We start from the raw sequence: 21,036 nt of genomic DNA on the forward strand, positions 1-21,036 counted from the left end.
CGGATCGATGACTCCATGCGCCCCCCGTGCACCCGTACCGTGGGTTAGGTCACGCTTACCACCGGTTCCGCTCGGGCATGCACCGACGTAGAGTCGCTTGGGAGTGCGACCCGCCGATGCTTCGAGGGACGGTAACCGTCATGTCGCGTCCGAACGCCGCACAGCTCGCCTACGGTTCGGCCACCGTGGTCTTCTCCACCCTCGCCCTGCTGCTGCTGTCCCGTACGACGAACACGCTGGGAATCGTCGTGATCAGCGCTGCCGGGCTCCTCCTCGGACTGCTCGTCACGGTGACGATGCCGGCGCCGCGGCGCAAGCCCCGCCCGACGGCGGCGCCACTCCCCCGGAACGAAGAGATCCGGGTGCCGGCCGTCCACGCGGGGGCGGGGGCCGACACCAGGATCCGTTCGTGACCGGATAGTTCTCGTCCGCCGGGACCGCTCGGTCGGGCAGGACCACCGGGGCTACTGGACCACCGGGACTACTGGGACCACCGGGGCTACTGGTCCACCAGGACTACTGCGGGACGGAGACCACCACCGTCTTGGCCGCCTTGTCGTGGAGGCCCTGTTTGTAGGGCTTGTCCACCAGGATCAGGATCAGCAGGAGCAACGGCCACAGGCAGGCGCAGCAGATCAGCGCGGGCAGCCAGAGCACGACGGCACGGATCAGCGAGGCGTTCATCGGCGGCGTGGAACCGTCGTTGAGCATCGCGACGCGCAGCTTCATCCACTTCTTGCCCAGGGTCTGGCCGTTCTTGGCCGTCATCACGGTGTCGTAGGCGACGTACGCCACGATGGTGATGAGCTGGAAGATCAGCTGGCTCCCGCCGTTGAAGCTGTTGACGGTGTCACCGAAGTCGGCGTCGTTCTCGGTCGCCCGCTGGTAGACGTCGAACGGGATACCGATGATGGCGAGCGGTACGGCGATGATCAGCCAGTCGATGATCCGGGCGAGGATACGCCGGCCGGACTCGGCGAGCGGCGGCATCCCGGCGAGCGGATCGGTACCGCCGTAGCCACCCCCGTAACCGCCGTACGGAGGAGGCGGCGGCGCGCTGTCGTAGGGCGAGCCCGTCGAGCCCGGCCCGCCGGGCGGCGGGCCTTCGGGCGGTGGACCGTCCGGCGGTGGACTGCCGTACGGAGACCCCGCCGACGGCGGCGTGGGGTCCTGCGGCTTCTTGAGGAACGGATCGTCCTCGGGCGGCTGGCCGGGCGTCGGCTGGTCGTTGCTCATGGGGGCAGTGCACCGCGCATGGCGGGCCCCCGCAACGATTCGCCGCCCGTTCGGGGGACCGCTGTACGGGGTGGGCGGGGCCCGGGGCGCCGGATGGGCGGGGCCCGGGGGCGCCGGATGGGCGCGCCCCCGGGCCGCTGCTCAGCCGGTCAGCCGGTTCAGCCGGTTCAGCCGGTTCAGCCGGTCGGTCAGCCGGCGACGAAGGTGCGGGCCGCCTTGTCGTGCCAGCACTGTCGCCACGGGCGGTCGACGAGGCACCACAGCACATTGAGGACGCCGACGGCCAGCAGGCCGAGGAGGCTGTACACGAGCCAGCGGCGCACGGCCGCACCGAAGGTCGGCGGCTCGTGCGCCTCGATGTCCCGTACCTGGAGGCCACACAGCTTCTTGCCGAGCGTGCGGCCCCACTTGGCGGTGGGCAGCGCCTCGTAGAGCAGACCGAGGACGAGCAGGGCGGCCAGCGCGATCCCGAAGTAGAGGGAGGTGGTGCCGTCCAGGAGCCAGACCTGGACGGTGACTCCCGACTGCTTGGCCGCCTCGATCTTGGCGTCGATGTGGTCGAGCGCCTTGACGACGAAGGGGAAGGACACGGCGCCGCTGAGCGCGCCGAACACGACGGTGTCGATGAGCCGGGCGGCGAGACGCTTACCGAGCCCGGCGGGCCGCGCGGCGGCCTGGGCGCGGGCGGCCTGGAGGAACGGGTCTTCGACGGGTGGCTTCCAGGGCAGCACGGGCTGCTCGGACTCGGCTTGTCCGCCGGTCGGTTGGGCGAGCTGGTGCACCTGCTGCGCCCACGAGGGCGCACCACCACCGGGGCCGGTGGTGACGGGAGCGGGGGCGGGCTGGGCCTGGCCGGGGAGCGGGGCGTGGGATTCGCGTGGCGCGTGCGGAGCCTGCGGGCCATGCGGTGTCGGCGAAACCGGAGCGCCGCCCTGCGGGGCGTGAGGTGTCTGCGACGTCTGCGGGGAGTGCAGCGCCTGCGGTGTCTGCGGGCCTTGCGGAGCCTGGGCACTGTGCTGGGCCTGCGACCCGTGCTGACTCCGGCTCACCGGAGAAGCCTGGCCGCCCTGGGGAGCGGGGGAAGCCTCCGCACGCTGGGCCTGCGCTGCCTTCTGCGCCTGCGGGCTCTGTTCGGCGTGCGGGCCGTACGGCGTCCGGGGACCCGGCGCCCCCTGCGGTCCCTGTGGGCTCAGGAGACCCTGCGGGTCGTTGGGTCCCTGCGACGCCTGGGCGCCCGCCTCGGCCCGCGCGCCCTGGGGAGGCTGCCCGCCGCGTCCGGCCCTGTCCGCCTGCGGCGGCACGGCGCGGATCGTCATCGTGCCGTCGGCGGGCGGTCGCTGCCGGTCGGCCGGGGGCGTCTGCCGTACGCCGGGCAGCGCGCCGCCCGTCGGGTCGGCGGCCGTGGCCGGGGTGACGGGCATACCGCCGAGCCGGGCCGGGGACGCGGCGGCCACGCGCGGGTCCCTGCCGGCGGCCGGGGTCGAGGGCTCCGGGCCCCGGTCTGCGTCCTGACCCTGGTCGGGCGCACCCCAGGAGACCTTCTGATCGCGGTCGCCGCCGAAGCCCGTCTGCCGGGAGGCGTCCGCCTGCCAGGCGGAGGAGGGCTCGGGCTCGGGCCGGGTGTCGACCTCCGGGTCCTCGTCGAGAAAGACGGGGCCGGTCTCCTCCACGGCGGGCACCTGCTCCGGCACCGGCGCGGGCGCCGAGTTCGGAGCCGGCGACGGCCCGGCGGGCATCACCGCGACCGGCGGCGCCGGCAGGGCCTCGCCCTCCTTGGGCGCGGGACGACTCGTCCCGGGCACCCAGGCGCCCCCGTTCCAGTACCGGATGTACCCGGGAATGGACGGGTCCGGGTAATACCCGGCCTGCGGTACCTCCCCGCCGGCTCCAGGAGGAGTAGCCACTGCCCCGACTCCGTTCCGTCACAAAGCTTCGTCGACCATCGGGCGCTCGGCCCAAGGAGGACAGTAACGAAGAACGCAGCCGCGGGAAGACGGAGGCCAAGAGAAAACCCGCCTTCGAGCGACATCCCCACAATCTCGCCACTCACCGTCACGCTCAGGCCGACGGTCGTCCGTCGGGATGGGTCTTCCCGGTCTTGTCGTCACCGATCGTGACGACCGGTGTGAAGCCGGGTCGGTGTTCCGGCGTCAGGGGAGCAGGCGGGAGGCCAGGTCTCGCACGGTTGCCATGTCGCTGAAGGGCAGCAGGTCCTCGCCCACGATCTGGTGCGGTTCGCTGCCCTTTCCGGCGATCAGGACGATGTCCTCGGGATGAGCCGCGGACAGCGCGAGGGCGATGGCCCGGCGGCGGTCGGCGGAACGTTCGTACGGCGTGCCGGTGGCCTCGATGCCGGGGGCGACCTGGTCCAGGATCACCTCGGGGTTCTCGGTGCGGGGGTTGTCCGAGGTGAGGACGCACAGGTCGGAATGCGTGCCGGCGATGCGGCCCATCTCGGCGCGCTTGGTGGTGTCGCGGTCCCCGCCGCAGCCGAAGACGGTGATGACCCGGCCCCGTGCGAAGCCGCGGATGGCCGTGAGGACCTTGTCGAGGGAGTCCGGCGAGTGCGCGTAGTCCACGATCACCGACGTGCCGGCGGGGGTCACGAAGCGCTCGAACCGGCCCGGTACGGGAGGCATCTGGGCGAGCGCGGCGACCAGTCCGTCCAGGTCGTGCCCCAGGACGTGGCAGGCAGCGACGGCGGCCAGGGCGTTGGACACGGAGAAGCGGCCCGGGACCGGGATCGCGGCCGGGTACGCCCGGCCGGCGTGGTTCAGCGTGAACCGCGTGCCCGAGGCGTCCGCGATCAGGTCCGTGGCACGGAAGTCCGCCTCCTCGTCGAGGCCGTAAGTGGTCACCGCGTCCGGCATCATCGCGCGGATGCCGACTCCCACGGCGTCGTCCACATTGACCACCGCGTGCCGGCACAGCCCCTGGAACAGCCGCAGTTTGGCGTCCGTGTAGTGGGCCATCGTGCCGTGGTCGTCCAGATGGTCCTGGGTCAGGTTGGTGAAGACGCCGACATCGACGAAGGTCCTGTCCATCCGGTACGTCTGGAGGGCCATGGACGTGGCTTCCAGCACCACGCTGCCGGCGCCCTGGTCCCGCATGCGGCCCAGGAGGTACTGCAGGTCGGGCGATTCCGGTGTGGTCAGCACCGAGGGCGGCATCGGGATCATCTCGTCGCCGATCCGGCTGCCCCCCGTACCGATGACACCCACCGAGGCGCCCTCGGAGATCCTCAGCAGCGACTCGACCATGGAGGAGATGGAGGTCTTCCCGTTGGTGCCGGTGACGGCCACCAGGTCCATGTGCCGGCCCGGCTCGCCGAAGTAGCGGGAGGAGACGACCGCGGCCGCCTTGCGGGTGTCGGGCACCCGTACGACGCACACCGCGGGCAGCAACTCCCGTCCGGGATGCGCGGCGGCGACTCCGGCCGCGTCGACGATCACCGCCGCCGCCCCGCGCGCGAGCGCCGCACCGATGGAGGCGGGGCCGCCGCCGCGGTGGCCGGGTACGGCGATGAAGAGCGAGCCCGGCACCACCCGGTCGACGTCGAAGGTGGTGCCCGCGGTGATCCCCGTCGCTTCGGTGTCGCCCTGGATGACGTGGTGCTCATGGCCGGTCAACAGCCCGCTCAACTTCACGGTGGTCCCTTCGGAGGTGGCTACGGCCCGGCGTGCGGCCCTCGCCTGGCAGCAGCGCCGACGGAGCGTCGGAACTGCGGTGGTGGGGTGGGAAGGGCGATGCGTCGCCCTCGAGGCGGCGCGGGCCGGTCGGAGCGCGGTGATCAGGCCGGGCTACCGGGGCGGGCCCGTCGCGGAAGGCGCTGCGGCGGGTGGGAGTGGGCCCGGGCCCGGGGGGAGCGCTAGCCGTGGCCGTGCGGGACGCCGCGGCCGACCGTGGAGGCCTGGCCGTCAGCGGCGGTCCGGGGGCTGACGCCCGTCCGGCCCGCGGATGCCGCACACGTGACAGGAGCGGCCTGCGGCAGGCACTCTCCCGTGAAGCGTCGCGTGCGGTTCATGGGCCGAGTGTACGTGCGCTCGCGTGACCCGTGCGCCGCGTCGGCCCGTCCGCGCGACCTACCCACGCTGCCCAGGGCTGCGGGCGCCGGACGGTCCCCGCGCCAGAACGAACAAGCACCCGAAACGCGGCGCCCCACCCCCGGAAACTCCCCTAAAAAACTTCCCGAAGTCGCGTCATACCTCGCCCCCACCCCGCTCTCTCCCCCCGCGGGCCCAACCCCGGGCCCCCGCACGAGAGGGAGCAAGCCATGCAGAACACCGAGAACACCGTCGTCGAGCGCGAGCTGGAGCTGAAGCTGGTGCTCTCCCCCGAGCGCAGCGTCCCCGTGCCCGCCCGGCTCGCCTACCGGACCGATGATCCGTACGCCGTTCACATCACCTTCCACGTCGGCTCGGACCACCCGGTCGACTGGACCTTCGCCCGAGAGCTGCTCGTCGAGGGCGTCTTCCGGCCCTGCGGGCGCGGGGACGTCCGGATCTGGCCCACGAAGGTCGACGGCCGCAACGTCGTTCTGATGGCCCTCTCCTCCCCCGACGGCGACGCGCTGCTCGAAGCGCCTTCCGCGCAGGTGTCCGCCTGGCTGGAGCGGACCCTGCGCGCCGTGCCGCCGGGCACCGAGGCCGAGCAGCTGGGGATCGACGACGGGCTGGCCGAACTCCTCGCGACGACCGCCGTCTCCGACGAGCTGTGGCTGCGCGACCCGTGGCCGTCGGAAGAGTCCCAGGACGGTGACGCGTGAACCGGGACCGGAGAGCGTCAGAACAGCTTTCCGGGGTTCAGCAGGCCCAGCGGGTCGAAGGTCCGCTTGATCCCGCGCTGCAGCTCAAGCCCCACCGGGCCCAGCTCGCGGGCCAGCCACTCCTTCTTCAGTACGCCGACGCCGTGTTCGCCGGTGATCGTGCCCCCCAGTTCCAGGCCGAGCGCCATGATCTCGTCGAAGGACTCCCGCGCCCGCCGCGACTCGTCCTCGTCGGCCTGGTCGAAGCAGACGACGGGGTGGGTGTTGCCGTCGCCCGCGTGCGCGCAGACGCCGATGGTCAGGTCGTACTTCGCGGCGATGGCGGCCGTACCGTCGAGCATCGCGGCCAGCTTCGTCCTCGGTACGCACACGTCGTCGATCATCGTCGCGGACTTGATCGTCTCCAGGGCCGTGAGCGACAGCCTGCGGGCCTGGAGCAGGAGTTCGGACTCGGCGGCGTCCTCGGCGGGTACGACCGCCGTGGCCCCGGCCGCGGTGCACAGCTCCCCCACCGCGGCGAGGTCGGCGGCCGGGTCCGGGGTGTCGAAGGCACACAGGAGCAGCGCCTCGGTCGTGTCGGGAAGCCCCATCTGGGCCAGTTGGTTGACCGCGTGGACGGTGGTGCGGTCCATGAGCTCCAGCAGCGACGGGGTGTGGCCGCGCTCCATGATCGCGCAGACGGCCTCGCAGGCGGCGGCCGCGGAGGGGAACTCCGCGGCGAGGACAAGCTGCCGCGGGGGTTGCGGCCGCAGCGAGAGCACCGCTTTGACAACGATGCCGAGGCTGCCTTCCGAGCCGACGAAGAGCCTGGTCAGGTCATATCCGGCGACGCCCTTGGCGGTACGGCGGCCGGTGGTGAGCAGCCGTCCGTCGGCGAGGACGACGTCGAGGCCGAGGACGTACTCCGCCGTCACCCCGTACTTCACACAGCACAGTCCGCCGGACGCGGTGCCGATGTTCCCGCCGATGGTGCACATCTCCCAGCTCGACGGGTCCGGCGGGTAGTACAGGCCGTGCTCGTTCACCGCCCGGGACAGCACGGCGTTGATCACGCCCGGTTCGACCACGGCGATCCGGTCGACCGGGTTGATCTCCAGGATGCGGTCCATCTTCACCAGGGACAGCACGATGCAGCCCTCCGAGGCGTTGGCGGCGCCGGACAGGCCGCTGCGCGCGCCCTGCGGGACGACCGGGACGCGGAGCGCGGTCGCCGTCCGCATGACGTGCTGGACCTGTTCGACGGTGCGCGGAAGTACGACGACCGCGGGAGCGCCGGCCGCGCAGAAGCTCGCCATGTCGCGGGCGTAGGCGTCCATCACGTCCGGGTCGGTGATCAGGGCCTCGTCCGGGAGCCCGGCCCGCAGGTCGTCGTGGAGCCGCGTCAGAAGATCGTCCATGCGTCCAGCCTGGCAGCCGGGGCCATCGGTGTGAACCCGCCGGAGTGGGCGCTTCGTGTGCTCTTCGTACAGGCGCACAGTAAGCGCCATGAAGACGGAGAACGTGTCGAGGACGGTCCTCGCGGCCGGGGTGTGCGCGGTGTTCGCCGCGACGGCGCTGCTGTACGCCCCTGATTTCGCACCCGGCCTGTTCGACGACGGTCCCCCGCCGGCTCCGGGTCCGGCCGCGCGGGCGATGATCGCGGCGAACGCGGGTGCCGAGGCGTCGCTGCCGGATATCGCCGCGCTGATCGGTGACCGGGAGAAGTGGCTGAAGGCGCACCCGGACGACGAGGCGTCATGGGCCGTGCTGGGCGCGGCCTATACGGAGCGGGGCGGGCGGCTCGGTGACGCCGCGTTCTACCCGCGGGCCGAGCAGGCTCTGCGGCGCTCGCTCGCGGTGGTGCCGGCCGAGCGCGGGAACCTCGACGCGCAGCTGGGTCTCGGCGCCCTGGCCAACGCCCAGGGCGACTGGAAGTCGGCGAAGACGTGGGGCGAGCGGGTCCGTAAGGCGAACCCGAAGCGCTGGTCGGCGTACCCGCTGCTGATCGACGCGTACAACGGTCTCGGAGACTACAAGTCGGCCCAGCAGGCGATGGCCAGGCTGGCGGAGCTGCACTCGGGCGCGCAGGTCAGCACCCGGGCGGCGCAGACGTACCGCAACCGCGGCTGGCGCGAGGACGCGTCTGCGGCGGCGCTGGACGCGGTGGGGCAGGCGGAGACGGGTACGGAGAAGGCGGCGGCCCTCACGCGCCTCGGTGACCTGGCGTGGGAGCGGGGCGAGCCGGAGGAGGCGGTGGCGCAGTACGGGACGGCGCTGGGTCTCGTACCGGATCACGGTCCCGCGCTCGCCGGGCGGGCGCGGGCGCTGGCGGCGCTCGGCCGCACGGACGAGGCGTTCCGCGACTACCGGGCGGCGCTGGACCGGCAGCCGCTGCCGGAGTACGTCCTGGAGGCGGGCGAGCTGTACGAGTCGCTGGGCCTGGACGCGGATGCGCGCGCGCAGTACGACCGGCTGACGAGCGGGGTGTGGGCGAACCGGTCGAACGCGGAGGTGGTCCTGGGCCTGTTCGAGGCGGACCACGGGGAAGCGGACGCGGCGGTGCGGCGGCTGGAGGCGGAGTGGGCGCGCGGGCACCGGTCGGTGCACGTGGCGGACGCGCTGGGGTGGGCGCTGTTCCGGGCCGGGGAACCGAAGGATGCGCTGGAGTACGCCAAGCGGGCGACGGACGAGGGGCTGCGGAGCGCGCTGTTCTCGTACCACCGGGGTGAGATCGAGCGGGCTTTGGAGGAGTACGGTCCGGCCCGTCGCCACCTGGCGGAGGCGCTGCGGATCAATCCGTGGTTCTCGCCGCTGCTCGCTCCGAAGGCCGAGGAGGCCGTGAAGGCGCTGGGTGAGCCACCGGACGAGCTGCCGAGCGAGCTGCGTTCGGAGCCCTCTGGTACGGAGAACGCGGCGAAGCCAGAGAAGAACGAGAAGGCCGAACAGGCGCGGGAACCGAAGCCCTGACAGGGTGTGGCCCCACGGGTCGGTCTCCGTGGGGCCACACGTACGCGACGCTCTCGCCGTCTGCGAACCGGCAAATTCCTACAGGTTGCCGCGCTTCGCCTGCTCGCGCTCGATCGCCTCGAACAGGGCCTTGAAGTTGCCCTTGCCGAAGCCCATGGAGCCGTGGCGCTCGATCATCTCGAAGAAGACGGTCGGGCGGTCCTGGACCGGCTTGGTGAAGATCTGCAGCAGATAGCCGTCCTCGTCGCGGTCGACGAGGATCTTCAGCTCGCGCAGGGTCTCGACGGGCACCCGGGTCTCGCCCGCCCACTCGCCGAGGGTGTCGTAGTACGAGTCCGGGGTGTCCAGGAACTGCACGCCGGCGGCCCGCATGGAGCGGACGGTGGCGACGATGTCGTTGGTGGCGAGGGCGATGTGCTGGACGCCGGCGCCGCCGTAGAACTCCAGGTACTCGTCGATCTGCGACTTCTTCTTCGCGATCGCCGGCTCGTTGATCGGGAACTTCACCTTCAGGGTGCCGTCCGCGACGACCTTCGACATCAGCGCCGAGTACTCGGTCGCGATGTCGTCGCCCACGAACTCCTTCATGTTCGTGAAGCCCATGACCTTGTTGTAGAAGCCGACCCAGTCGTTCATCTTGCCGAGCTCGACGTTGCCGACGCAGTGGTCGATGGCCTGGAAGGTGCGCTTGGCCGGCGGCTCGACGATCGGGTCCGCGGAGACGAAACCCGGCAGGTAGGGGCCGTCGTAGCCGGAGCGCTCGACGAGGGTGTGGCGGGTCTTGCCGTAGGTGGCGATGGCGGCGAGGACGACGGTGCCGTGCTCGTCCTTCATCTCGTACGGCTCGGTGATGCCCGTGGCGCCGTGCTCGACGGCGTAGGCGTACGCGGCGCGCGCGTCGGGCACCTCGATCGCCAGGTCGACGACGCCGTCGCCGTGTGCGGCGACGTGGTCGGCGAGGAAGCGGCCCCAGTCGGTGGAGGCCTTGATGACGGAGGTGAACACGAAGCGGGCGGCGCCGTTCGTCAGGACGTAACTGGCGGTCTCGCGGCTGCCGTTCTCCGGTCCGGAGTAGGCGACCAGCTTCATGCCGAAGGCCGTGGAGTAGTAGTGCGCGGCCTGCTTGGCGTTGCCGACGGCGAAGACGACCGCGTCCATTCCCTTCACGGGGAAGGGGTCGGCCTGCCGCGCCGTGGAGGGGGTGTGCTGGATGGTCTCAGTCATGGGGGCAGAGTCCCGCCGAACTGCAAGCTGCGCAATAGTTCGCCCTGGGGGTGGGCAATCTGCACAGCCGGCGTCCAGTATGGGCGGGCGACTTGTACATGATGACCACTGGGAGGACGCTGTGGCGATCGATCATCTGGACGGGCGTCTGATCGTGCTGCTGGCGCGGGAGCCGCGCATCGGGGTTCTGGAGGCGTCGCGGCGCCTCGGCGTCGCCCGCGGCACGGTCCAGGCCCGGCTCGACCGTCTTCAGTCGAATGGAGTCATCCGCGGTTTCGGCCCGCAGGTCGACCCTGCGGCCCTCGGCTACCCCGTGACGGCGTTCGCGACCCTGGAGATCAAGCAGGGGCAAGGCCCGGACGTACGGGGGCACTTGGCAACCGTCCCCGAGGTGCTGGAACTGCACACCACCACCGGTCACGGCGACATGCTCTGCCGGCTGGTCGCCCGCTCCAACGCCGATCTCCAGCGGGTGATCGACCGGGTTGTCGGTTTTGATGGCATCGTCCGGGCCTCCACGGCGATCGTCATGGAGAACCCCGTACCGCTGCGGATCATCCCGCTGGTGGAGCAGGCCGCGAAGGACGAGCCCTTGTAGGAGAGGGACGGCCGGGAGAGGGACGGCCGCAGAGGGACGAGCCCTGTGAAGGGGGAAGCGTGTGAGCTTCTGGGACTATCTCGCCAACCGGCATCAGCAGCTGCTCACGGACGCGTTCCAGCACGTCAGCGCGGTCTTCCAGTGCATGGTGATCGCCACCCTGATCGGGCTCCTCATCGGTCTGCTGACCTACCGCAGTCCGTGGGCGGGCAATCTGGCCATCCTGTCCACCGCCTCGCTGCTCACCATTCCCTCCCTCGCCGCGATCGGTCTGCTCATCCCGCTCGTCGGCCTCGGCGTCCCGCCGACCGTGATCACCCTGACTCTGTACGGGCTGCTGCCGATCGTCCGCAACGCGGTCGTCGGCCTGCGCGGCGTCGACCCGAACCTGGTGGACGCGGCCAAGGGCATCGGCATGTCCCGGACGGCCCGGCTGCTCCGGGTCGAGCTGCCGCTGGCCTGGCCGCCGATCCTGACCGGCATCCGGGTGTCGACCCAGATGCTGATGGGCATCGCCGCCATCGCCGCGTACGCCTCCGGCCCGGGCCTGGGCAACGAGATCTTCCGCGGGATCGCCTCGCTGGGCAGCGCCAACGCGATCAACCAGGTGCTGGCGGGGACGCTCGGCATCGTCGTCCTCGCCCTGCTCTTCGACGCCGCGTACGTACTGATCGGCCGGCTGACCATTCCGAGGGGGATCCGTGTCTGAGCCCGCGCCCGAAACGATGCCGGGTGACGCCCCCGCCGTCGCGGCCTCCGGGGCCTCCATCGAGCTGGAGAACCTCACCAAGCGCTATCCCGGCAGCCCCCAGCCCGCCGTGGACAGCGTGAACATGGAGATCAAGGCCGGCGAGACGGTGGTCTTCGTCGGCCCGTCCGGGTGCGGGAAGTCGACCACGCTCAAGATGATCAATCGCCTGATCGAGCCGTCGGGCGGCCGGATCCGGATCAACGACGAGGACGTCACCGACATCGACCCGGTGAAGCTGCGCCGCAAGGTCGGATACGCGATCCAGTCCTCCGGGCTGTTCCCGCACATGACGGTGGCCGAGAACATCGCTCTCGTACCGAGGATGGTCGGCTGGTCGAAGGCGAGGGTGAAGGACCGGGTCGAGGAGATGCTCGACCTCGTCGGTCTGGACCCGCGCGAGTTCCACGGCCGCTATCCGCGCCAGCTCTCCGGCGGACAGCAGCAGCGCGTCGGCGTGGCGCGGGCGCTGGCCGCCGACCCGCCCGTACTGCTGATGGACGAGCCGTTCGGCGCGGTCGACCCCATCACCCGCGACCACCTCCAGGACGAACTGATCCGGCTCCAGCACGAGCTGCACAAGACGATCGTCTTCGTCACCCACGACTTCGACGAGGCGATCAAGCTGGGCGACCGGATCGCCGTCCTGCGCGAGCGCTCGCACATCGCCCAGTTCGACACCCCCGAGGCGATCCTCACCAACCCCACCGACGACTTCGTCTCCGGTTTCGTCGGGGCGGGGGCGGCCCTCAAGAGGCTGAACCTGACCCGCGTACGGGAGGTGGAGATCGCCGAGTTCCCGACGGTGACGGTGGACGACCCGCTCCAGTCGATCTTCAACATGCTGCGCCGGAGCACGCACAGCGAGCTGCTGATGCTGGACCGGCGCGGGCGTCCGTACAAGTGGCTGCGGCGCGGCGACCTGATGCGGGCCAAGGGTTCGCTGGCCCGGGCGGGCCAGCTGGTGCACGACACGGTGACGCGGGACGCGACCCTGCACGACGCCCTGGAGGCGGTGCTGATCGATTCCGGCGGGCGGGTCGCGGTGACCGGGCGGCGCGGGGAGTTCATCGGGGTCGTCGACATGCAGACGCTGATGAACTCGGTGCAGGAGCTCCTGGAGGCCGACCGGCTGGCGGCGATCGAGCACCAGCACGATCTGGAGGAGCTGCGGCACAGCCAGACCGAGCAGGAGCTGGAGGGCGGCAAGTGATTCCGGCCGAGCGGCGCCCGCCGGGCGAGCACGACGTGGGGGGCCACGCCTTCCGCGACGAGGGTCACGCGGTCGAGGAGGAGGAACCCCCTCCGCCGCCCCCGCCACCCCGCCGGATCACCTGGAAGAAGCTGGTGTTCCTGCCCGTCTTCCTGGCCCTGGTCCTGCTCGCCACCTTCCTGTGGATCGCCAACGCCGATCTCGACTCGATCGCCCGCAACTCCCTGGACGACGGCAACGTGCGGCTGCGGCTGTGGCAGCACGTGAAGCTGACGGCGATCTCCACCTTCTGGGTGCTGATCATCGCGATCCCGCTGGGCATCGCGCTGACCCGCCGGAGGCTGACCCGGGCCGCGCCCGTCTTCACCGCGCTCGCCAACATCGGCCAGGCGACCCCGGCCATCGGCCTGCTCGCCCTGCTGGTCATCTGGCTCGGCATCGGCCCGTCGACCGCGATCATCGGCATGGTGATCTACGCGGTGCTGCCGGTGCTGTCCAACACGGTGGCCGGTCTGCGGGCGATCGATCCCCAACTGGTGGAGGCCTCGCGGGGCATCGGCATGTCGGCGCTCGGCACGCTGGGGAAGGTCGAGCTGCCGCTGGCCGTACCGCTGATCCTCGCCGGCGTGCGCACGGCGCTGGTGCTCAATGTGGGCACGGCGACGCTCGCCACCTTCGGCGGGGGCGGCGGGCTCGGAGATCTGATCACCTCGGGTATCCAGACGCAGCGGATGGCGGTCCTCGTCCTCGGCTCGGTCCTGACGGTGGCGCTCGCGCTGCTGGTCGACTGGCTGGCCTCGCTGGCGGAGGTGGCGCTGACACCGCACGGGCTGGAGGCGGGAAAGTGACGCGTTCGGTTCGTACCGCCATGGCGGGGCTGCTGGTCCTGGGTGCGGCCCTGACCGGGCTGTCAGGCTGTGGTCTGAAGAGCGGTTCGCCGATGGTGGACGACGTGCAGCCGGGCTCGGTGGGCCAGGGCCGGCCGCTCCAGGGCGCCTCGCTCACCATCACGTCGAAGAACTTCAGCGAGAACATCATCCTCGGCCACATGATCGGCCTGATCTTCAAGGCGGCGGGCGCGGAGGTACTCGACCGGACGAACCTGCCCGGCTCGATCAGCGGCCGCGAGGCGATCGTGCAGGGCGACGCCGACGCGATCTACGAGTACACGGGTACGGCGTGGATCACGTACCTCGGCAACGCCGAGCCGATCACCGACCCGCAGGCGCAGTGGCGGGCGGTGCGCGAGGCGGACGTGAAGCACGGGGTGACCTGGCTGCCGCAGTCGACGCTCAACAACACCTACGCGCTGGCGATCTCCAAGAAGAACAACGCGAAGTACGGACTGAAGACGCTGTCGGACGTGGCCGCGCTGGCGCGGAGGGACCCTTCGGCGGTGACGGTGTGCGTGGAGAACGAGTTCGCCTCGCGTGACGACGGCCTGCCGGGGATGGAGAAGGAGTACGGGATGAAGCTGCCGGCGGCCAACATCAGGAAGATGGACGCCGGGATCATCTACACCCAGGTCTCGCAGTCCGACTCCTGCCTGCTGGGCGAGGTGTTCACGACGGACGGCCGGATCAAGGCGATGGACCTGACGGTCCTGGCGGACGACAGGCGCTTCTTCCCCAACTACAACGCGGCGCCTGCCTTGCACGCCGGGACGTACGAGAGGTACCCGGCGATCGCGGGGCTGCTGAACCCGCTGAGCGCGAGGCTGACGACGGCGGTGGCGCAGGACCTGAACGCCAAGGTCGACGTGGAGGGGCAGGACCCGCACGAGGTGGCCAAGGAGTGGCTGATCGAGCAGGGCTTCATCAAGGAGGGCTGAGCCACACGCGGTTGGGTTGCAAAGAACTGGTTGCAAAAAGAGCTTGCAACGAGTCCTTTGCAACTCTAGTCTTGAGTCATGTCCGAGCCCACCGAGCCCGAGAAGCACCTGACCCGCATGCTCGACCCGCGCTCCCTGCGCGGGCTCGCCCACCCGCTCCGCATACAGCTGCTGCGCGCCCTGCGCCACCGCGGCCCGGCGACCGCCTCCCAACTGGCCGAGCTGCTGGGCGAGTCGAGCGGCGCCACCAGCTACCACCTGCGCCAGCTCGCCGCCCACGGCTTCGTCGAGGACGACCCCGAGCGGGGCAAGGGCAGGGAGCGGTGGTGGAAGGCGGCCCAGCAGGGCCATGTGTTCGACGAGTCGCTGTACAAGAACCCGGACCCCGAGGTGCGGGGGGCGGTCGAGCTCTACCTGCACGAGATCGCGACCATCCACACGCAGGAGCTCTCGACCTGGATCGGCACCCGGGACGAATGGGAGGAGGAGTGGACCGTCGCCTCCGACATAAGCGACTTCACCCTCCACATCACACCCGCGCAGCTACGCGAACTCGACCAGAAGATCCACGACTTGATCGCCGGCTACGCGAAGGCGACACCGTCCGACGCCGAGCGCGTACGCGTCCATCTGCACGCCTTCCCCCAGAAGAACGCCTGAAGGGACCCGCCGCCATGCATGCCGACATCCACCTGGAACTCCACCGCCTGCGCGCCGCCGACCTCGAACACCGGGTCGCGTGCACCCCGCCCCACACCCCTCTCCGCACCCGACTGGGCTGGACGATGGTCGAGGTGGGCCTGAAGCTCGCCATACCGAGCACGGCCCGGCCGACCGCCCTCGCCGCATGACCGCGCCCGCCGGAGGGTCGGGTCAGCAGCTCGGAACCTTCGATTCCTGACCTTGCCCCAGGGCTCGGAGGGACGACACGGCGTCGCTGAGGGTGGAGACCGGGATCAGGCGCATCCCCTTCGGCAGCTCCGACTGCGCCTGGGAGCACTCGTCCTTCGGTACGAGGAAGACGCTCGCCCCGTCCCGCCCGGCCGCCTGCGTCTTCAGCGCGACTCCGCCGACCGCTCCCACCGTGCCGTCCGAGCTGATCGTTCCCGTACCGGCGATGGTCCGGCCGCCGGTGAGGTCTCCGCCGGAGCCGTCGCCGTCGAGCTTGTCGACGATCCCGAGGGAGAAGAGGAATCCCGCGCTGGGCCCGCCGATGTCGGCGAGGTGGAGGGTGACCTTGATGTCCTTGGGGTCGAGCTCCAGGTGGTTGAGGGCGGCGACGACGGCCGCGTCCTGGGACTGCTTCATCTGACCGAGGTTGTGCTTCTCGATCTCGGCGTCGGACTTGCCCGGCGGGTAGACCGAGTCACGCGGCAGTACGGCCCGGTCTCCGCGGAACCAGGCGTCGGCGACGGTCGCGATGTCGTTGTCGACGCTCGGGCCGGTGGCGACGATGGTCGTCATCAGCAGCTTCCCCTCGGTCTCGCGGACGGGAGCGCCGGAGATCGTGATGACCTCGCGTCCCTTGTTCCTGCCGAGTACGTCGGCGGTCGAGCCGGGCTGCGCGATGGCGTACGGCAGCGGCGCGAGCCCGACGACGGCGAGGAGCGCGGCGACGGGGAGGGCGCTGAACGTGAGGGCACGGTTGCGGGTGAGACTGGAGAGCACGGCCCCAATCTACTGGGCGGCCCGGCGAGCGGCCCCGCCGCCGGGCGAGCCTGCGGCGCGCGAGGAGCAGGGCCGCGGCGAACGGGGGCCGCGACAAACGGGGGCCGCGACAAGTAGGGGTCGCAACGAGCAGAGGCCGCAACGAGCAGAGGCCGCGGTGAACAAGGAGTGCGGTGCTACGGATCCATTTCACGGCCGCGGACTTCACCGAGGTCCGGTTCGCGCCCCGGCCGGCCCCGCTGCCGGCGCTGAACGCGGCGCTCATGATGATGACCGGCCGCGCCGACGAGCTGCTCTTCGGGCGCTGGCGCCGCCGGCTGCTGCGCTCCCTGCCGGCCGCGGCGGAGCCGCTCGCCGACCTGGTGCCCATGGGCCGGGCGCCCCTCTTCCTCGATGTCGTCGGCGAGACGCTGGAGGAGGGCCTCGACCTGGTGGCGGCGGCCCCGCCGGAGCTGGTGCGCGCGGAGCTGGAACGGGTGTACGCGGGCCGCCGGGCCCCGTCCCCGCCGTGGATCCGCGACCTTCATCGCGGGGACGCCGACGCCTGGCGGATCCTGCGCGGGGCCCAGCGCGCGGCGTTCGAGACGGCCCTCGCCCCGGTGTGGCCGCTGGTTCGGGACCTGCACCGGGCGGAGTTCACCCGGCACGCCCTGACCGTCGCCGAACACGGTGTCGGCGCGGCCCTGTCCGCCCTGGTCCCCGGCTCCCGGCTGCGCGGCGGCGTCTGGGAGTGGGCGGCGCCCGAGGAGCGGGAGATCCGGCTGGACGGCCGGGGTGTCGTGCTCCTGCCGACCTTCCACTGGACCGGTCACCCGCTGCTCCAGGACCTGCCCGGCCGACCGGTCGTGGTGACGTACGCGGCGGGCCCCGGCCTCCCCCTCACCCCGGACGGGGTGCCCGGCGAAAGGGACGAGGCCCTGGCGAGCGTCATGGGCCGCACCCGCGTCGCACTCCTGCTCGCCCTGTCGGAGCCCCGCACGACGACGGACCTGGCCCGCCGCCTGTCCGTCGGCAACGCGACCGCCTCGGCCCATGCGTCGGCCCTGCGCGCGGCGGGCCTGATCACGACGACCCGCGCGGGCAAGTCGGTCCTGCACGCCAGAACGCCCCTCGGCACACTCCTGGTTGTGGGCGATCGTTCCGCAGGGCGGGACGGGTGGGCACGATCCCACAGGGCCGGCGCGCTCACAGGTCCGCCCGGCCCCGGGACCGGACACCTGGGCCAAGGGCCCGGCGCCCTTGAACCCGGGACCCGCCGCGCGCCCTAGCGCAACGCGTCGGCGACCTCACGCGCCGCGTCCACCACCCGTGGCCCCACCCGCTCCGGCACCGCGTCCGCGAGCATCACGACGCCCACGCTGCCCTCGATCCCGGTGATTCCGACCAGCGGAGCCGCCGCGCCGCTCGCGCCCGCCTCCAGCTCACCGTGCGTCAGCGTGAACCCGGGCTCGATCAGGCTGCCCTGCCGGGCCGCCAGGATGGCGCGGCCGGCCGCGCCACGGTCCAGCGGGTGGCGGAAGCCGGCCCGGTAGGCCACGTGGTAGTCGGTCCAGGTCGGTTCGACGACCGCGACGGCCAGCGCCTCCGCCCCGTCGACCAGGGTGAGGTGCGCCGTCGCGCCTATGTCCTCGGCGAGCGAGCGCAGCGCGGGCAGCGCGGCCTCGCGCACCAGCGGATGGACCTGGCGGCCCAGCCGGAGCACGCCGAGGCCGACCCGGGCGCGGCCACCCAGGTCCCGTCGTACGAGCGCGTGCTGTTCGAGTGTGGCGAGCAGACGGTAGACGACGGTCCTGTTCACACCGAGTTTGTTGGACAACTCGGTGACGGTCAGGCCGTGGTCGGTGTCGGCGAGCAGTTTGAGGACTCGAAGTCCCCGGTCGAGCGTCTGGGAGGTCTCCGCGGTCACGACGCCCTCTCCTTCGGAGTGATCGGAGTGAGTGACGGCGGTCCTCACGAGAGCTGCGACACCGGTCCCGTCGGCGACGCACGTCAGAGGCCGCCGGCAGGCAATGCGCACCGGCTGCGCTCCGCGGCGGCGCTGCCACGGGGCGTTTGCATTGCGGGGACAGTAGCGAGCCACTCCGCTCAGCGGAAGACCTCGTCCAGAATCCGGGCGCGTGCGACCCGATACACCCGGTTCGGGGTGCAAGTCGGCCGGTCAGAGGGGTTTGACCGACAAGATCGACTATGTCGGCCGGGTACGAGCGGGGCCCGTACGCGGCTGCGCGTACGGGCCCTCGGCTGTGTCTTCCGACAGGTCTGCGTGGTGGGTCACACGGTGGGTCACCTCAGGCGGGTGGGTCACCTCATGCGGGTGGCCCACTCCTGCACCTTCTTGATCCGCTCGCGGATCTGCCCGGCGGTCGCCTCGGCGCTCGGCGGCCCGCCGCACACCCGTCGCAGCTCGGTGTGGATGACCCCGTGGGGTTTGCCGCTCTGGTGGACGTACGCGCCGACCATCGTGTTGAGCTGCTTGCGCAGTTCGAGGAGTTCCTTGTGCGAGACGACGGGGCGCCGCTCCGCCGGGAGTTCCAGCAGGTCGGCCTCGGTGTCGGGCTTCTTGCGGCTGTGGGCGATCTGCCGGGCCTGCCGCTTCTGGAGGAGGAGCTGCACCTGGTCGGGTTCGAGGAGGCCGGGGATGCCGAGGTAGTCCTGCTCCTCCTCGCTGCCGGGGTGCGCCTGCATGCCGAACTCGGCGCCGTCGTAGAGCACGCGGTCGAAGACGGCGTCGGACTCCAGCGCCTCGAAGGGCAGCATGTCCTGTTCGCCGGTGTCCTCGTCCTGCTGCTTCTCGGCCTCCGCCATCTCCTTCTCGGACTCGGCGTACGGGTCCTCCTCGCCGTCCTTCTTCGGCCTGTCGAGGACGTGGTCGCGCTCGACCTCCATCTCGTTGGCGAAGCCGAGGAGGTTGGGGATCGTGGGAAGGAACACGGACGCGGTCTCGCCGCGCCTGCGCGAACGTACGAAACGTCCGACGGCCTGCGCGAAGAAGAGCGGGGTCGAGATCGTCGTCGCGTACACGCCGACGGCGAGGCGGGGCACGTCGACACCCTCGGACACCATGCGGACGGCGACCATCCAGCGGTCGTCGTTCTCGCTGAACTCGTCGATCCGCTTCGAGGCACCGGCATCGTCGGAGAGGACGACCGTGGCCTTGGTGCCGGTGATCTCGCGGATCAGCTTGGCGTAGGCGCGGGCGGAGTCCTGGTCGCTCGCGATGACCAGACCGCCCGCGTCGGGGATGCCCTTCCTGACTTCGGTCAGCCGCCGGTCGGCGGCGCGCAGCACGTTCGGCATCCAGTCGCCGCGGGGGTCGAGGGCGGTGCGCCAGGCCTGGGAGATGGCGTCCTTGGTCATGGGTTCGCCGAGGCGAGCGGCGATCTCGTCGCCGGCCTTGGTGCGCCAGCGCATGTTGCCGCTGTAGCTGAGGAAGATGACGGGCCGGACGACACCGTCGCCCAGGGCGTTGCCGTACCCGTACGTATAGTCCGCGGACGACCGCCGGATGCCGTCGTTCCCCTCCTCGTACGTGACGAAGGGAATGGGGTTGGTGTCGGAGCGGAAGGGCGTACCGGTCAGCGCGAGCCGCCTCGTCGCCGGATCGAACGCCTCCAGGCAGGCCTCGCCCCAGGACTTCGAGTCACCGGCGTGGTGGATCTCGTCGAGGATGACGAGGGTCTTGCGCTGCTCACAGCGGTTGCGGTGGAGCATGGGGCGCACGCCGACACCGGCGTACGTGATGGCGACGCCGTGGTACTCCTTGCTGAGCGGCCCGGCGCTGTAGTCCGGGTCGAGCTTGATCCCTATCCGCGCGGCGGCGGCCGCCCACTGCTTCTTCAGGTGCTCGGTGGGGGCGACGACCGTCACCTGCTGGACGACATGGTGATGCAGCAGCCAGGACGCGAGGGTCAGCGCGAAGGTGGTCTTGCCGGCGCCGGGCGTCGCGACCGCGAGGAAGTCGCGGGGCTGTTCCTGGATGTACTTCTCCATGGCGCCCTGCTGCCAGGCACGCAGCTTGTTGGCGGTGCCCCAGGGGGCGCGGCCGGGGAAGGCGGGAGAGAGGTGATGGGAGGAGGTGGCGGTGGTAGTCACGGTCTCCGGTTCGACGCTCGTCCAGATATGACAACCGGGCCACCTTACCGGTGCGGTCGTCCGGCCACGGGACGGACGACGCCGTGACCTCGCGCGGTGCGGCGAGTGTCACAGCCTCGGGTCACCGCGCGAACCTGGGCAGCTGGGCGGCGATCTTGGGCACGTCGAGAGCCCCCTGGCACACGTCCAGCACGAAGATCTCGGCTTCGTCGACATCGAAGCCGGAGTCCAACCGGTGCCCGTTCAGGTGCAGGAAGACCCAGGTCGCGTACCAGGCGATGCGCTCGTTCCCGTCCACGAGGCCATAATTTCGGGCCAGCGATTCCATGAGCGCCCCCGCCTTCTGCCAGACGTCGGGGTACGCGTCCTGACCGAACACACTCGACTGGGGGCGCGCCAAGGCGGAGTCGAGGAGACCGTAGTCACGCACCTCGTTCGCCCCGAGCCGCTCCGCGAGGTTCAGGAGCTCGGGAAGCGTGAGGTAATACGTCACGAAAGCCTCCGGTTCAGCTCCTCGCTGACCTCCAGCACATGCTCGGCCGCCTCGTTGAAGAGCCGGGAGTGCTCGTTGACGGCCCGGACCACGGCGTCGTGAGCAAAGGACTGCATGCTGCGGCCCTCCGCCTCGGCACGCTCACGCAGCGCGTCCAGCTCTTCCGCGGTGAACCTGACATTGAGGCCGGCCATGCACCACGGCACCGCGTGGTACCACGGC

The 21,036-nt window shown here is 71.2% G+C and carries 22 protein-coding genes; 11 read left to right on the top strand and 11 right to left on the bottom strand.

The window, feature by feature from the left end; genetic code table 11:
* Positions 1–140 precede the first annotated feature (140 nt).
* Positions 141–413 carry a hypothetical protein gene (locus ABZY12_RS13955; protein WP_356889759.1) on the top strand — a complete coding sequence of 91 codons (273 nt, stop codon included), beginning with the start codon at positions 141–143 and terminating at the stop codon, positions 411–413.
* A 103-nt stretch (positions 414–516) separates the two neighbouring features.
* On the opposite strand, the gene ABZY12_RS13960 is transcribed toward ABZY12_RS13955, so the two are convergent.
* The 4 genes from ABZY12_RS13960 to ABZY12_RS13975 form a co-directional block, all read right to left on the bottom strand.
* Positions 517–1,236, bottom strand: a complete 720-nt coding sequence (locus ABZY12_RS13960; protein ID WP_356889761.1) for an RDD family protein — start codon at positions 1,234–1,236, stop codon at positions 517–519.
* Positions 1,237–1,424: 188 nt separating this feature from the next.
* Entirely contained in the window at positions 1,425–3,140 is a 1,716-nt protein-coding gene (locus ABZY12_RS13965) for an RDD family protein (protein ID WP_356889763.1), read from the bottom strand.
* A gap of 246 nt (positions 3,141–3,386) precedes the next feature.
* A complete protein-coding gene (locus ABZY12_RS13970) occupies positions 3,387–4,883 on the bottom strand; it encodes a UDP-N-acetylmuramoyl-L-alanyl-D-glutamate--2,6-diaminopimelate ligase (protein ID WP_356889765.1) in 1,497 nt (498 codons plus the stop codon).
* Positions 4,884–5,104: 221 nt separating this feature from the next.
* Entirely contained in the window at positions 5,105–5,260 is a 156-nt protein-coding gene (locus ABZY12_RS13975) for a hypothetical protein (protein WP_356889767.1), read from the bottom strand.
* Between the two features lie 249 nt (positions 5,261–5,509).
* Between ABZY12_RS13975 and ABZY12_RS13980 the strand changes: the two genes are divergently transcribed.
* Complete coding sequence (locus ABZY12_RS13980) at positions 5,510–6,001, top strand: SsgA family sporulation/cell division regulator (RefSeq protein ID WP_356889769.1); 492 nt, start codon at positions 5,510–5,512, stop codon at positions 5,999–6,001.
* A 17-nt stretch (positions 6,002–6,018) separates the two neighbouring features.
* Here the strand turns inward: ABZY12_RS13980 and ABZY12_RS13985 are convergent, their stop codons facing one another.
* Positions 6,019–7,398 carry an FAD-linked oxidase C-terminal domain-containing protein gene (locus ABZY12_RS13985; RefSeq protein ID WP_356889771.1) on the bottom strand — a complete coding sequence of 460 codons (1,380 nt, stop codon included), beginning with the start codon at positions 7,396–7,398 and terminating at the stop codon, positions 6,019–6,021.
* An 88-nt stretch (positions 7,399–7,486) separates the two neighbouring features.
* On the opposite strand from ABZY12_RS13985, the gene ABZY12_RS13990 reads away from it, so the two are divergent.
* On the top strand, positions 7,487–8,947 hold the full coding sequence (locus ABZY12_RS13990; protein WP_356889773.1) for a tetratricopeptide repeat protein: 1,461 nt from the start codon (positions 7,487–7,489) through the stop codon (positions 8,945–8,947).
* Positions 8,948–9,025: 78 nt separating this feature from the next.
* On the opposite strand, the gene hppD is transcribed toward ABZY12_RS13990, so the two are convergent.
* Positions 9,026–10,171, bottom strand: a complete 1,146-nt coding sequence (gene hppD / locus ABZY12_RS13995; protein ID WP_356889775.1) for a 4-hydroxyphenylpyruvate dioxygenase — start codon at positions 10,169–10,171, stop codon at positions 9,026–9,028.
* Positions 10,172–10,292: 121 nt separating this feature from the next.
* Between hppD and ABZY12_RS14000 the strand changes: the two genes are divergently transcribed.
* From ABZY12_RS14000 to ABZY12_RS14030, 7 genes are all read left to right on the top strand, one after another.
* Positions 10,293–10,769 (top strand): Lrp/AsnC family transcriptional regulator, encoded by a 477-nt coding sequence (locus tag ABZY12_RS14000; RefSeq protein WP_356889777.1) that lies wholly within the window; start codon positions 10,293–10,295, stop codon positions 10,767–10,769.
* A 61-nt stretch (positions 10,770–10,830) separates the two neighbouring features.
* Positions 10,831–11,478 (top strand): ABC transporter permease, encoded by a 648-nt coding sequence (locus ABZY12_RS14005; protein WP_356889779.1) that lies wholly within the window; start codon positions 10,831–10,833, stop codon positions 11,476–11,478.
* Between the two features lie 16 nt (positions 11,479–11,494).
* The gene (locus tag ABZY12_RS14010) at positions 11,495–12,730 is read left to right on the top strand and encodes a betaine/proline/choline family ABC transporter ATP-binding protein (RefSeq protein WP_356889923.1); all 1,236 of its coding nucleotides are present in this window, start codon (positions 11,495–11,497) and stop codon (positions 12,728–12,730) included.
* Complete coding sequence (locus tag ABZY12_RS14015; protein ID WP_356889781.1) at positions 12,727–13,578, top strand: ABC transporter permease; 852 nt, start codon at positions 12,727–12,729, stop codon at positions 13,576–13,578. Before ABZY12_RS14010 ends, ABZY12_RS14015 begins: the two co-directional genes overlap by 4 nt.
* Positions 13,579–13,598: 20 nt before the next feature.
* Positions 13,599–14,561, top strand: a complete 963-nt coding sequence (locus ABZY12_RS14020) for a glycine betaine ABC transporter substrate-binding protein (protein WP_356889925.1) — start codon at positions 13,599–13,601, stop codon at positions 14,559–14,561.
* A gap of 78 nt (positions 14,562–14,639) precedes the next feature.
* Complete coding sequence (locus ABZY12_RS14025) at positions 14,640–15,221, top strand: winged helix-turn-helix domain-containing protein (protein WP_356889783.1); 582 nt, start codon at positions 14,640–14,642, stop codon at positions 15,219–15,221.
* A gap of 14 nt (positions 15,222–15,235) precedes the next feature.
* The gene (locus ABZY12_RS14030) at positions 15,236–15,412 is read left to right on the top strand and encodes a hypothetical protein (protein WP_356889785.1); all 177 of its coding nucleotides are present in this window, start codon (positions 15,236–15,238) and stop codon (positions 15,410–15,412) included.
* A gap of 22 nt (positions 15,413–15,434) precedes the next feature.
* Here the strand turns inward: ABZY12_RS14030 and ABZY12_RS14035 are convergent, their stop codons facing one another.
* Positions 15,435–16,229, bottom strand: a complete 795-nt coding sequence (locus ABZY12_RS14035; protein ID WP_356889787.1) for a S16 family serine protease — start codon at positions 16,227–16,229, stop codon at positions 15,435–15,437.
* Between the two features lie 173 nt (positions 16,230–16,402).
* Here ABZY12_RS14035 and ABZY12_RS14040 point away from each other — a divergent pair, with 173 nt between their 5' ends.
* The gene (locus tag ABZY12_RS14040; RefSeq protein ID WP_356889789.1) at positions 16,403–17,497 is read left to right on the top strand and encodes a winged helix-turn-helix domain-containing protein; all 1,095 of its coding nucleotides are present in this window, start codon (positions 16,403–16,405) and stop codon (positions 17,495–17,497) included.
* On the opposite strand, the gene ABZY12_RS14045 is transcribed toward ABZY12_RS14040, so the two are convergent.
* From ABZY12_RS14045 to ABZY12_RS14060, 4 genes are all read right to left on the bottom strand, one after another.
* The gene (locus ABZY12_RS14045; RefSeq protein ID WP_189975433.1) at positions 17,494–18,135 is read right to left on the bottom strand and encodes a helix-turn-helix domain-containing protein; all 642 of its coding nucleotides are present in this window, start codon (positions 18,133–18,135) and stop codon (positions 17,494–17,496) included. The two genes, ABZY12_RS14040 and ABZY12_RS14045, sit on opposite strands and share 4 nt — an antisense overlap.
* 395 nt (positions 18,136–18,530) lie before the next feature.
* Positions 18,531–20,321: a DEAD/DEAH box helicase gene (locus tag ABZY12_RS14050; RefSeq protein ID WP_356889791.1), complete on the bottom strand. Its 1,791-nt coding sequence runs from the start codon at positions 20,319–20,321 to the stop codon at positions 18,531–18,533.
* A 121-nt stretch (positions 20,322–20,442) separates the two neighbouring features.
* Positions 20,443–20,814, bottom strand: coding sequence for a Fic family protein (locus tag ABZY12_RS14055; RefSeq protein WP_356889793.1), 372 nt, complete (start codon positions 20,812–20,814; stop codon positions 20,443–20,445).
* Positions 20,811–21,008 (bottom strand): Arc family DNA-binding protein, encoded by a 198-nt coding sequence (locus tag ABZY12_RS14060; RefSeq protein WP_356889927.1) that lies wholly within the window; start codon positions 21,006–21,008, stop codon positions 20,811–20,813. Before ABZY12_RS14060 ends, ABZY12_RS14055 begins: the two co-directional genes overlap by 4 nt.
* Positions 21,009–21,036: the final 28 nt, after the last annotated feature.

The organism is Streptomyces sp. NPDC006551, from assembly GCF_040611675.1.
GTDB lineage: Bacteria > Actinomycetota > Actinomycetes > Streptomycetales > Streptomycetaceae > Streptomyces.

Bases quoted from the DNA above. Each gene is read 5' to 3' on its own strand.
- ABZY12_RS13955 (WP_356889759.1), top strand. From the start codon at position 141: ATGTCGCGTCCGAACGCCGCACAGCTCGCCTACGGTTCGGCCACCGTG.
- ABZY12_RS13960 (WP_356889761.1), bottom strand. From the start codon at position 1,236: ATGAGCAACGACCAGCCGACGCCCGGCCAGCCGCCCGAGGACGATCCG.
- ABZY12_RS13975 (WP_356889767.1), bottom strand. From the start codon at position 5,260: ATGAACCGCACGCGACGCTTCACGGGAGAGTGCCTGCCGCAGGCCGCT.
- ABZY12_RS13980 (WP_356889769.1), top strand. From the start codon at position 5,510: ATGCAGAACACCGAGAACACCGTCGTCGAGCGCGAGCTGGAGCTGAAG.
- ABZY12_RS13985 (WP_356889771.1), bottom strand. From the start codon at position 7,398: ATGGACGATCTTCTGACGCGGCTCCACGACGACCTGCGGGCCGGGCTC.
- ABZY12_RS13990 (WP_356889773.1), top strand. From the start codon at position 7,487: ATGAAGACGGAGAACGTGTCGAGGACGGTCCTCGCGGCCGGGGTGTGC.
- hppD (WP_356889775.1), bottom strand. From the start codon at position 10,171: ATGACTGAGACCATCCAGCACACCCCCTCCACGGCGCGGCAGGCCGAC.
- ABZY12_RS14010 (WP_356889923.1), top strand. From the start codon at position 11,495: ATGCCGGGTGACGCCCCCGCCGTCGCGGCCTCCGGGGCCTCCATCGAG.
- ABZY12_RS14020 (WP_356889925.1), top strand. From the start codon at position 13,599: ATGGCGGGGCTGCTGGTCCTGGGTGCGGCCCTGACCGGGCTGTCAGGC.
- ABZY12_RS14025 (WP_356889783.1), top strand. From the start codon at position 14,640: ATGTCCGAGCCCACCGAGCCCGAGAAGCACCTGACCCGCATGCTCGAC.
- ABZY12_RS14030 (WP_356889785.1), top strand. From the start codon at position 15,236: ATGCATGCCGACATCCACCTGGAACTCCACCGCCTGCGCGCCGCCGAC.
- ABZY12_RS14060 (WP_356889927.1), bottom strand. From the start codon at position 21,008: ATGGCCGGCCTCAATGTCAGGTTCACCGCGGAAGAGCTGGACGCGCTG.